Origin of the sequence: Corynebacterium sp. HMSC036D02, assembly GCF_001836165.1 — a bacterium.
Taxonomy (GTDB): domain Bacteria; phylum Actinomycetota; class Actinomycetes; order Mycobacteriales; family Mycobacteriaceae; genus Corynebacterium.
The window spans coordinates 62,831-73,936 of record NZ_KV827648.1 but is presented as its reverse complement, the minus strand read 5'-3'; the positions used below and the strand labels follow the sequence as shown (position 1 = coordinate 73,936).

Annotated in this window: 13 protein-coding genes; 6 read left to right on the top strand and 7 right to left on the bottom strand. The window is 57.9% G+C overall.

What is annotated here, in order from left to right:
• Positions 1-10: 10 nt before the first annotated feature.
• The 4 genes from HMPREF2743_RS00440 to HMPREF2743_RS00425 are packed head-to-tail and all read left to right on the top strand — an operon-like array spanning position 11 to position 3,115.
• Positions 11-1,444, top strand: coding sequence for a CCA tRNA nucleotidyltransferase (locus HMPREF2743_RS00440; RefSeq protein WP_070524923.1), 1,434 nt, complete (start codon positions 11-13; stop codon positions 1,442-1,444).
• Positions 1,445-1,446: 2 nt separating this feature from the next.
• Positions 1,447-2,046, top strand: a complete 600-nt coding sequence (locus tag HMPREF2743_RS00435) for a YqgE/AlgH family protein (RefSeq protein ID WP_070524921.1) — start codon at positions 1,447-1,449, stop codon at positions 2,044-2,046.
• A 35-nt stretch (positions 2,047-2,081) separates the two neighbouring features.
• Complete coding sequence (locus tag HMPREF2743_RS00430) at positions 2,082-2,798, top strand: AzlC family ABC transporter permease (protein WP_070817979.1); 717 nt, start codon at positions 2,082-2,084, stop codon at positions 2,796-2,798.
• Positions 2,783-3,115, top strand: a complete 333-nt coding sequence (locus HMPREF2743_RS00425; RefSeq protein WP_070524917.1) for a branched-chain amino acid transporter permease — start codon at positions 2,783-2,785, stop codon at positions 3,113-3,115. Before HMPREF2743_RS00430 ends, HMPREF2743_RS00425 begins: the two co-directional genes overlap by 16 nt.
• Here HMPREF2743_RS00425 and HMPREF2743_RS00420 read toward each other — a convergent pair.
• The 5 genes from HMPREF2743_RS00420 to HMPREF2743_RS00400 all read right to left on the bottom strand — a co-directional run bounded on the left by HMPREF2743_RS00420 (position 3,112) and on the right by HMPREF2743_RS00400 (position 5,794).
• Entirely contained in the window at positions 3,112-3,420 is a 309-nt protein-coding gene (locus HMPREF2743_RS00420; RefSeq protein ID WP_070524915.1) for a hypothetical protein, read from the bottom strand. The two genes, HMPREF2743_RS00425 and HMPREF2743_RS00420, sit on opposite strands and share 4 nt — an antisense overlap.
• Before the next feature lie 6 nt (positions 3,421-3,426).
• Positions 3,427-4,386 carry a bile acid:sodium symporter family protein gene (locus HMPREF2743_RS00415; protein ID WP_070524913.1) on the bottom strand — a complete coding sequence of 320 codons (960 nt, stop codon included), beginning with the start codon at positions 4,384-4,386 and terminating at the stop codon, positions 3,427-3,429.
• Between the two features lie 75 nt (positions 4,387-4,461).
• Entirely contained in the window at positions 4,462-4,833 is a 372-nt protein-coding gene (locus HMPREF2743_RS00410) for a Rieske (2Fe-2S) protein (RefSeq protein WP_070524911.1), read from the bottom strand.
• Between the two features lie 51 nt (positions 4,834-4,884).
• On the bottom strand, positions 4,885-5,109 hold the full coding sequence (locus tag HMPREF2743_RS00405) for a hypothetical protein (RefSeq protein ID WP_070524909.1): 225 nt from the start codon (positions 5,107-5,109) through the stop codon (positions 4,885-4,887).
• 220 nt (positions 5,110-5,329) lie between these two features.
• Positions 5,330-5,794, bottom strand: coding sequence for an SdpI family protein (locus tag HMPREF2743_RS00400; RefSeq protein ID WP_070817978.1), 465 nt, complete (start codon positions 5,792-5,794; stop codon positions 5,330-5,332).
• 157 nt (positions 5,795-5,951) lie between these two features.
• On the opposite strand from HMPREF2743_RS00400, the gene HMPREF2743_RS00395 reads away from it, so the two are divergent.
• Positions 5,952-7,187 carry a dicarboxylate/amino acid:cation symporter gene (locus tag HMPREF2743_RS00395; protein ID WP_070745313.1) on the top strand — a complete coding sequence of 412 codons (1,236 nt, stop codon included), beginning with the start codon at positions 5,952-5,954 and terminating at the stop codon, positions 7,185-7,187.
• A gap of 440 nt (positions 7,188-7,627) precedes the next feature.
• Entirely contained in the window at positions 7,628-8,746 is a 1,119-nt protein-coding gene (locus HMPREF2743_RS00390; protein ID WP_246818763.1) for an HNH endonuclease signature motif containing protein, read from the top strand.
• Between the two features lie 278 nt (positions 8,747-9,024).
• Here the strand turns inward: HMPREF2743_RS00390 and trpA are convergent, their stop codons facing one another.
• Positions 9,025-9,855 carry a tryptophan synthase subunit alpha gene (gene trpA / locus HMPREF2743_RS00385; RefSeq protein WP_070817977.1) on the bottom strand — a complete coding sequence of 277 codons (831 nt, stop codon included), beginning with the start codon at positions 9,853-9,855 and terminating at the stop codon, positions 9,025-9,027.
• On the bottom strand, positions 9,855-11,069 hold the full coding sequence (trpB, locus tag HMPREF2743_RS00380; protein ID WP_070817976.1) for a tryptophan synthase subunit beta: 1,215 nt from the start codon (positions 11,067-11,069) through the stop codon (positions 9,855-9,857). The genes trpA and trpB overlap by 1 nt, the downstream gene beginning before the upstream one ends.
• Between the last annotated feature and the right edge of the window lie 37 nt (positions 11,070-11,106).

Sequence of the window (11,106 nt, the reverse complement as noted above, 5' to 3'; positions counted from 1 at the left end):
ACTTCGATCCGTGAATTTTCAGGACACTCAGCTAATCGGCGTTCTTGCCCGCGCGGACGCTACCGTCAGCCGGCTCAGTGGCCTCTTAAGCGGCCTGGTGGAGCGCTTTGCGCTTCACGACGCCCCCCTCTACCTCGTTGGCGGCTCCGTCCGCGATGCCCTACTTGGCCGTTTGGGCAACGATCTCGACTTCACCACTCCGGCTCGGCCCGATGTGGTCTATTCCATTCTCGAAGAGTGGGCGGAGACCGTGTGGGATACCGGCATTGACTTCGGCACGGTTTCGGCGGCCTATAAGGGCCAGCAGATTGAGATCACGACTTTCCGCTCAGATAGCTATGACGGGCAGTCCCGCAACCCCGAGGTCATGTACGGCGATACCCTCGAGGGTGATCTCGTGCGCCGCGATTTCAAGGTCAATGCCATGGCCATCGAGCTGCGGCCGGACGGCACCCGTGAATTCCACGATCCGATGGGTGGCCTCGACGACCTAGCGAACCGCATTCTCGATACCCCGGATGCTCCGGAGATTTCTTTCCACGATGATCCCCTCCGCATGCTTCGTGCTGCGCGGTTTGCGGCGCAGTTGGAGTTTGAGGTCGCCCAGCGCGTGCGCGATGCCATGAAGGACATGGCCGCTGAAATCCAGCGCATCACCGTGGAGCGCGTGCAGGTGGAGCTCAACAAGCTCATCTGCGGCGTCGCGCCGTGGAAGGGTATTGACCTGCTCGTTGACTCCGGTATTGCGGACTATGTGTTTCCGGAGATCCCGGCATTGCGCATGGCCCCTGACGAGCACGCGCAGCACAAGGACGTGTACGCGCACTCGCTCACCGTGTTGCGCCAGGCCATGGACCAGGAAGAGGACGGTCCCGACCTGATTCTGCGGTGGGCGGCGCTGCTCCATGACATTGGCAAGCCGGATACCCGTGACACTACCGACGGCAAGGTCAGCTTCCACCACCACGAAGTCGTGGGTGCGAAGCTCACCCGCAAGCGTCTGCGCAAGCTGAAATTCCCCAAGGCAACGACGGAGGACATCGGCCAGCTGGTCTACCTGCACATGCGTTTCCACGGTTTCGGCGATGGCCAGTGGACCGATTCCGCCGTGCGCCGCTATGTCACCGATGCCGGTGATCTCCTCCCGCGCCTGCACAAGCTTGTGCGCGCCGATTGCACTACCCGTAATGAGCGCAAGGCCCGCCGCCTGCAGCGCACCTACGATCAGCTGGAGGAACGCATCGCGGATATCGCCGCCAAGGAGGATCTCGCTCGCGTACGTCCCGATCTCGACGGCAACGAGATTATGGAGATACTCGGCCTTGAGCCCGGTCCCGAGGTGGGCAAGGCCTGGTCTTACCTCAAGGAGCTGCGCCTCGAGGAAGGCCCTCTGGAGCGCGAAGTTGCTATTGCGAAGCTGCGCGAGTGGTGGAATTCTAGATAGGGATGTACGCAGACAGACTCTTCAACGCCCTTGAGCGCAACGATCCCGCCCCTGGCCAGCTTCTCGTGGCGGCTCCCGACGTCCTTGCGCCCCATTACAATCGCTCCGTCATCCTCATCACCGAACAGCATGCTGGGCGTACCTATGGCGTGGACCTGACTAAACGCTCCGAAGTCGCCGTTTTCAACGTCATGCCGGAGTGGCTACCCGTTGTGGCTAAGCCGCAGGCTCTTTATATCGGTGGTCCGCACGACCAGCAGGCGGCCATTGGTGTGGCGTTGACCAAGCAGGGCGTCGACATCGAGAAGCAGCCTTCGTTGAGCCGTCTCGCCCCGCGCGTGGCTCTCGTCGATCTGCGCGTCGGTCCGGATGCCGTCACCGAATTAGTGGAGGGCATGCGCCTTTTTGCCGGGCATTTCGAGTGGGGACCGGGCGAACTCGATGAGGAAATCGATCGCGGTGAGTGGTACGTGGCCCCCGCTCTGCCCCAAGACGTGGTCTCCTCCGGATCGACAGACACGTGGTCAGACGTCATGCGCCGCCAAGCCATGCCCCTGCCGTTGTTTGCCACCTTCCCGCGCTATATCGATGAAGATAATTAGAGTTCCTCTTCACCCTCTGCGCTAACATCTCTGCCATGCGTGCGGAGATCATCAAGGCAATACGGACCTGCATGCCCATCGCCGTGGGGGTGGTGCCGCTGGGCCTCGCCTTCGGCGTGCTCATGGTTCAGACCGGTTTCGACTGGTGGTGGACCCCCATCTTTTCCATCGTTATTTACGCCGGCTCGATGGAATTCCTCGCCATTTCCATGGTGACCGGTGGCGTGACGCCCGCCGTTTCCGCGCTGACGGGTTTCATGGTGAACTTCCGCCACATCTTCTATGGGTTGACCTTTCCACGCGATGAGATTCGGAATCGTTTCGGCCGCGCCTATTCCACGTACGCGCTGACCGACGAATCCTATGCCGTCCTCTCCGCCCTTCCCCGCGGTTCGCGCCCGAGCGGTGCATTTGTCTTCACCGTGCAGCTTTTCTGCCAGGTGCTGTGGGTTGTTTCGGGCATCATTGGTGCGCTGGCCGGCCAGGCTATTCCGCCCTCGGTGAAGGGCCTGGATTTCGCCCTCGTCGCCTTGTTCATCGGCCTGGCGATTGACTCCTTCCAGAACAACAAGGACTACTCGCTTCCCCTGTCCGCGGCGGTCCTGGGCGTCCTCGCGGGATTCCTTTTCCCCGATCAGCTACTCATGGTGGCGCTGAGTGCCTACTTCCTGCTCTTGGTGGTGCGCTACTTTTCCCCGCGTATCGATAGCGCGATGATTCTACGGAGGGAGCCGTCTTGCCAGTCGGAGTAACCCTAGGGAGCATCCTCGCAGTTTTGATTCCTGTGGGGGTAGTGACCGTTCTTTTGCGTTGGCTGCCTTTCGGATTCGTCAAAGCGCTTAAAGGAAGCCAGTTCATCAGCATGCTGGGGTTCACTATGCCCGTGGGTGTGATGACTGTTCTGGTGGTCTATACCTTGTTTAGTCAGACTCAAGACACGGGAAGCGTGGTGGCTCCCCTCGTCGGTGCAGCGGCTACTGCCGTGCTGCACCTCTGGCGCCGCAATTCCGGCTTGTCCATCTTTGGTGGAACGGCCGTGTACATGGTGTTGGTGAACTTGGTGCTTTAAAAGTCGCCGTACAGGGCGATGGCCTCTGTCCACAGGGAGTGGAACTGGAAGGCGTCGATAAGCTCGGCGTCGATGTCGGGGAACTTATCGTAGGTATCGGGGTGTGGCACTACTTGCTGGGGGATGTTGGCATCACCCACGGAGGCGGTCGGGGTTGCGGCGCCGACGATGGCGTCATTCGGCGCGAGCGCGATCATGCGCAGCATCGAGCAGGCTTCCCCGTTAATCTCCTCAAGTTCTGCGATATGGATGGCGGTGCCGACCTCTGGGACAGTCATGGTGGTGCGAACGTAAAGCTTTTTCATGTGCTCTCACTCTACCCGCGCGTAGCGAGCCGCCATAGACGCGCAAATCATAAGCTGCACTTGGTGGTAGATCATGAGCGGGAGGATGAGCAGCCCCAGAGAGGTACCGCCAGAGGCAAAGATGACCGATGCCATGGGAAGGCCCGTGGCCAAGGACTTTTTCGAACCGCAGAACTGGATGGCGATGGTGTCTTCTCGGTCGAAGCCCAGCTTTCTGCTCACCACTTTGGTCAGCCAGAGCATGAAGAAGACGAACACAGTTGAGAATGCAATCTGGAAAAGGATCTGCCAGACGCTAATCGACGCCCATATCCCGTCCACCATTCCCTTTGAAAAGGCGGCATACACCACCATCGCGATGGAGCCGCGGTCTACTACTTTCGTGGCTTTACTGGCTGCGAAATTCCCTACCCATTTTCTAGTAAGTTGGCCGAGCACGAAGGGAAGGAGCAGGAGGATTGAGATCTCAAGGAATACTGAGCCATCGATGTGGATCCCGTCGCCGGCACCCATGAGCGCCATGACCAGTAGGGGCGTGAGGAAGACGCCGGCCAGATTCGATGCGGACGCGGAGACAATTGCGCCGGGAACGTTTCCGCGGGCGATTGACGTGAAGGCCACCGAAGACTGCACTGTGGACGGCACGAGCGTCAGGTAAAGGATTCCCAAGTAGAGGTCGGTCGGGATGAAGGAGGTGAGTGGCCGGAGAACAAGGCCGATGACTGGGTAAACCACGAAGGTGAATACCAGAATGGTCAGGTGAAGCTTCCAATGCTTGATGCCGTTGATGGCCTCGCGCGTTGAGAGTCGCGCGCCGTAGAGGAAGAAGAGGAGAGCGATTCCGATGTTGGTGAGGACATCGAAGCTTTCCGCAAAACTCCCCCGCGCGGGGAAAACGATCGCGAGCGTGACGGCGCAGAGGATGAGGACAATGAGGGGGTCGAGTCTTTTCAGGCGCTCAAGCATATAAGAGAGTGTAGACCCGCACCCACTGTTTCACGTGAAACACCGCTTTAGCCTCGTGAGGCCGCGGGGATTGTCCTAGGCGGTGACGTTCTTGATTGTTCCGCCGTTGGTTTCCACGCCATATTCCGTGAGCGGCTTGGGGCTGGGGCCGCCGGTGACCTCGCCATTACTGAGATCAAAGCTGGAGTAGTGGCTCGTGCAGGTGGCGGTCATGCCCTCAATTTTCGTAATGAGGGAGCCCTGGTGCGGGCAAGTTTGCGAATATGCCTTGAATTCGCCCTCGGTAGGTTGTGCGAAGATCACCTTGTCCACAATGATGGCTGAGCCAACGGGGATTTCCGTGGCAGCGATCTCCGCCGAGGGCTCCTTGCCGCAAGCAGCGAGGTAAGCTCCGGCAAAGGTTGTGGCGGTACCAAGCAGGAAGAGGCGGCGCGAACACGTAGTCATGTGGTTTACTCTATCTGATTCCCCGCCTTTGGTGGGGACCGTGTTGAATTGCTAGCTGAGATTGCCATCCCACAAGGGCAGCTCTTCTTCCCTACTGCCGCTGAAATCGTAGGCGCCGTAGGTTGTGCCGACATCGCTATAGATGGTTCCAGCTACGTTGCGCACGCCGCGGCTATCGCCTGCGAACGCATAGGTCGCTCCCGCGCCAAGAATGGTGAAACTGAACGCAGCTGCAGCGATGATTTTAAGCGCGCGAATATTCTTCCTCTTGTTCATGGGATCCATGGTGCGCCGTCGATAGTGAACATTCACTGTGCCGCGCCATCCTTCCATTGAGTTGGTGCGTGGTTCCCAGTGCGGACACAGGATAATTAAAAAGGTCACGCCAACAGTAGAGTTTCCCACTGTTGGCGTGACCAAGTATTAATTTAGTTGTTACGAAATGGGGGAAACGTCATACGCGTACCTATTACGTCACTGTGCCATAATGACAGTGCTAGTCATTGTTCAAGTTGTCGGCACGTTCCGCAGCTGCGCGGGCCGCGGAGACGTCGACTGTCGGCGCTTCTCCCCCGCACCCGCCATCGCCGCAGTTGCAGGAATCACCACAACCCTCATCCTCCTTGTGTGCCTGGTCCCACAGGTAGGCTGCGCGGGCACCCATGTTGGAACCGATGGAGAGCGCGAGGATCGCTACGACGAACGTGAGTGCAGGAATCAGCCACATCCATCCCTCGGCGCGCAGTGCGATGATGCCGCCGAATACTAAAGCGACGCCGCCCAAGAACCAGAACGGGCCCGCGACAGCGTGGGCGTTATCCCAGGCTTCTTTAGATTTGCGGATCTCGGCCAGGCGTAAACCAACGACGCTATTTCCAGGAAGCTTACGGAGCGTGGCAAGGCCGCCGACGATAATAAGTACCGCGGCCAAGATGAGGAAAATGATTCCGACTACGAGCATGCCCCTTAGTCTATCCCGCTTCCTAGCTGGCGAGAAAGCCAGTTCAAATTATTCGCATCCTGCTGTATTATACATTTCGTGTCGCTTGGTAGATATTAATGTACTTATCATCGAGCGAGAAAACCGACGTGGTAGCAACCATAGAAAAGACTCAATCATGACATTTAAGAGTGTTCTCAACTCTCTGTTGTTCAAGATTATCGTCGCGATAGTTTTGGGCATCATCGTTAGCCAGTTTGCCCCAGAGTGGTTTGGCAGGGCTTTCGCCACATATAACGGCCTGTTCTCAAACTTCCTCGGCTTCTTCATCCCCATTCTTATTCTTGCGCTCGTGGCTCCGGCAATTGCCGGCCTCGGGCGGGGTGCCGGCAAGTGGCTGGGCATTACTGCAGGAATTGCCTATGGCTCAACCATCGTGGCGGGCCTTGTTGCGTATGGTCTGACCCAGGCCCTGTACCCCACTTTGCTGGCTGGGCAAACGCTCAATACCGAGGTATCCGACATCGATGCTGGTGCACTCGAGCCCTATTTCACTGTTGAGATGCCAGCACCATTTGAGGTGATGACGGCCCTACTTCTGTCCTTCTGCATTGGCGTGGCCATGACCACTGTGAAATCCGACAATCTCTATGCGATTACCAAGGAATTCGAAAACGTTGTCATCAAGGTGATCTGGGGCTTCGTTATCCCACTTCTGCCGATCTACATTTTCGGTATGTTCCTCTCGCTGGGCATGAACGGAAACATCGGCACGGTTCTGATCGCCTTCACGAAGGTACTCTTACTCGCAGTTGTGATGACCTTGGTTTACCTTGTGCTCCAATACGTCATTGCTGGTGCCATCGCAGGTAAGAATCCGTTCAGCGCTTTGAAGAACATGGCACCGGCCTACTTCACGGCGCTGGGTACATCCTCCTCGGCGGCTACGATTCCGGTTACCTTGGATGCCACTTTGAAGAATGGGATTTCCAAGCCTGTTGCTGGCTTCGTTATCCCCCTTTGCGCGACCATTCACCTCTCCGGTTCGATGATCAAGCTGACTCTATATGCCTTTGCGATCGTGTTCATGGCTGACGGTATGGAAGCTGATTTGGGTAAGGCTCTCGGATTCATTCTTCTTCTTGGCATTATGATGATCGCTGCCCCTGGCGTTCCGGGTGGTGCTGTGATGGTCGCTGTGGGTCTGTTGCAGGCCAATATGGGCTTCGATGATTCGATGGTGGCATTGATGATTGCTGCCTACATTGCCATCGACTCTGTTGGTACTGCTGCGAACGTTACTGGCGACGGCGCTATTGCGATGATCGTTGACCGCTTCGCACGGGACAAGATCGAAGGCTTGGAAGCTGAAGTTGACTCCTCTGCCGCCAACGAGGAGGCCGCCACAGCCTAAGTTTCACGTGAAACGCTGATAGCTTCCCTCTCCCCTAGCCCGCTTCACTTCGGTGGTCTATTTACCGAGACCAACCTTCTGGAACGCGGGCTCTGGGAGGGGGACTTTTGTTTGCCCGAATAGTTCCTTCGCTAGTTGCGCAACCGCCTTCCGTGACTGGGGAGCCCTCGGTGGAAAGATTTTAGTTAACCCTTGCGGGCTCTCGTTCGAACAGGTATTCTATAGGTGGGCGTGGGGACGTCATTGTTCGGCTAGTTTAGGGGGTGCAACTACCCATGGGAACCACAACAAACTCTTCAACGTCAATACCTACCGCGTACTTCTCTCACTCAAACCCGCACGATCCTGATTGCAAGGCGGGCCAACTGATGCGGAGAATAGAGTACGAGTTTTGGTCCAGTGTCCAACCACCGCTCGATGCAGACTCAGGTACTGCCTTCATGCGCATTGGGCAAAAGACAGGAAAGTCTCTTGCCCATGTGGCGCGGAATGTTATGGGACTCATTCGTCTCAATGAGTTGCCGAAGGTAAAGGCTTTGCAAGACGCTGAGTTCTTGCTTGACATGCAGGCCTTGGTCGCTATCGATCAAGTAATGGCAAAGCTCGGAAACCCTATTTCATCAGTTGTTGCCGAGATTGATAGTCAATTGGCGGCGTGGTTAACGCCGACTAAGCCGAACCAACTTTTCCCAAGCGCAGATAAGATCCGGCGCAAGGTGCGTGACATTGCGAAGGTCTTAGATGATTCAATCGCCTTCCGAGACAGTCGGAGGAAGAATCGCTACTCGCTCCTCACTCGCGGAGAGCGTGCCTCGATTGAACTTGAGGTAGACAGCAATGTCGGCATCGTCATCCACGAAACCATCAAATTGGCCGCTAAAGAGCACGACGTCTCAATGGCGGATGCCTTGATCCTCCTCATTACGGGCAAAATCAAACCTGAGGTAGGAAAGGTGGTCGTGCATGAATACAAAGCCACGGATGTGGAAGGAGCCCCAGTTTACGTCCAAGGACATGGATGGGCCGGCGAAGGAGTCCCGGCGTCGAAGACAGTGGCGCGCGACTTTAGTGATGCTCCAGAACCGTGCAAGGGTTACCAGCCTTCAGATGTCACACGAAAGTATGTCGAGGGGCGCGACGGGACTTGTCGCGCCCCCGGCTGTAATCGTCCAGCATGGACTTGCCAATTGGACCATCGGATCAACTATTCCGATGGTGGCCAGACGCATGCATCCAATTTGGTTGCTCTTTGCCAGCACCACCACAACATGAAAACTGATGGGCGGGCCTTCTATATCCTAGACCCAGTTACCGGTGACGTTGTGTGGTTGTTTGAGGACGGAACCTGGGCGGTGACCGAGGCAACTGGCCCCCTGGCTCCGGCGTCAAAGGTGTGGGCGCGAACCATTGCGGAGGATGTCATTTCTCACCGTCGGAAGATGCACGAAGAAGCAAAAGCCTTGAAGGTGGAGCTGGACGGCGGTGAAATGGTCGAAATATTCGACAGGACGGACCCAGCAGATCGTTACTCGAGTGGGCACGAGGATATCCCCTTCTAGGGGTCTAGGGTCGGAAGTTGTTAGGAACGCACGGGGAAGTGAGGAGGCATCTGGAGGGACATGGATTAGGCTCCACGGGTTGTTACCTATTTCGACGTCGGTAGTCATCAGGTTAGCGCACGCGGACAGTGCGTAGTTTCACGTGAAACGGCCCCTTCCATCGCGATGCGCGGCGGCGGACGACGTGATGGAAGAGGCCGAGGTGAGTTGACTAGTCTGGGGCGCTCCTAGTCATGGTTGCCCGAAAAGGCGTCCAGAAGGGTGCCTAGAAAGCTTGTTTAGGATTCCGTATGTTTGGTAGCGGCCTTCATCTTGGAGACAAAGTCGGTGACCGCAGTGGCGAGCCCGTCGGCGGGGCGGCCTTCTTCGTCGAGGTGGGCGTCGACAATCTTCGTTAAAGCGGAACCGGTGATTGCACCAGCTGCGCCGGCGGCGATTGCGTCGGCGACGTGCTGAGGCGTCGAGATACCGAACCCAAGAAGAATCGGCGCTCCACCGAAGCGCTTCACGTTATTCACCACTTCATCGAGCCCGCGGGTTTCTGACTCCTTCTCGGTGCCAGTGACGCCGTCGCGCGAGATAGCGTAGATATATCCCTTGGAGTACTGAGCCACTCCCTGGAGAGTCTGTTCAGATGCTTGAGCCGGGGCGATAAAGATTGGGTCAATTCCGGCTTTTTCGGCGGCGGCGACGAAAGGTGCGCCTTCGCGAACGGGGACGTCGGGAAGCAAGATGCTATCGGCACCCGCTTCCTGGAACTCGGAGTAGAAGGTCTCTAGCCCGCGAGTGAAGGGAACGTTTCCGTAGATGAGCATGCCGATTGGTAGGTCGGGGAATTCGCTTCGGATGCGGCGGATTTGTTCGATCGCGGAGTCGACCGTCGCGCCGCCTGCAAGTGCGCGGATATGGGAGGCCTGAATGGTGGGGCCGTCGGCGACCGGATCGGAGAAGGGGACGCCGAGCTCGAGCGCATCGGCACCACCGGCGACAGCGGCGCGAACAATGGCGAGAGCGGTGTCTGGGCCGGGATCGCTCAGCATGATGAAGGGGACAAATGCCCCTTCCTTGCGGGCGGCGAGGCTGGAGAAAAGTTTCTCGTAGCGGCTCATTACTTGTCCTCCGTGATCTGGAATTCGGGGTGCGCGTCGAGGGTGCGGCGAACGTGGTCGATGTCCTTGTCACCGCGGCCAGAAAGGGAAACGAGAATGGTGATGTCCTCATCTTTGCGCTTGAGTGCATAGGCAAGGGCATGCGAGGATTCGAGAGCTGGGATGATGCCCTCCCGGCGGCTGAGAATCTGGAAGGCTTCGAGTGCTTCGGCGTCGGTGATGCCGACATAAGTGGCTCGGCCGGTCTGTGCGAGGTGGGCGTGTTGTGGGCCTACACCCGGGTAGTCGAGGCCGGCAGAAATAGAATAGGATTCCTCAACTTGCCCGTCAGCATTGCGCATGAGGTAGGAGCGGGCACCGTGGAGGATGCCAATGGTGCCGTTGTTGATCGTGGCGCCATGGTGGCCGGAGTCTAGGCCCTCTCCCCCAGGCTCGGCACCGACGAGTTCGACTGATTCCTCGTCGATGAAATCCGCAAACATGCCAATGGCATTGGAGCCGCCGCCGACGCAGGCGACGACCACGTCGGGGAGCCCGCCAGTGCGCTCCAGCATTTGGGCCTTGGCTTCTTCAGAAATGACTTTGTGGAATTCTCGAACAATCGTCGGGAAGGGGTGAGGGCCGGCCGCGGTGCCTAGGAGGTAGTGAGACTCGTGGAACGTCGCGGTCCAGTCACGGAGAGCTTCGTTGACAGCATCCTTGAGGGTTCCTGAGCCGGAATCCACGGGCACCACCTTGGCGCCCATGAGTTCCATGCGGTAGACATTGGGCTGCTGCCTCTCGACATCCTTTGCGCCCATGTAGATCACGCAGTCGAGGTCAAGCAGCGCACAAGCGAGGGCGGTCGCCGTGCCATGCTGGCCGGCGCCGGTCTCCGCGATAATACGGGTCTTGCCCATTCGCTTGGCCAAGAGCGCTTGGCCGACTACCTGGTTGGTCTTGTGAGCGCCGCCGTGCACGAGGTCCTCACGCTTAAGGAAGATGCGTGCCTTTCCGCCAAGCTTGGTCGCTTCGGTGAGAGGCGTAGGGCGGCCCAGATAGTCCCGTAGGTAGCCGGCAAGTTCCTCGCGGAAGGCCGGATCATTCTGGGCGTCGACAAAGGCTTGCTCGAGCTGGTCGAGTGCTGGAATGAGTGATTCGGGAACAAATTGTCCGCCAAACTCACCGAAGTAGGCGGGAAGAATGGTCTCCCTGGTGTTCTGATCGTTGGTCATGATTGTCCTTTTGTCTCGGGCTGTTGCTAGGGCTCGG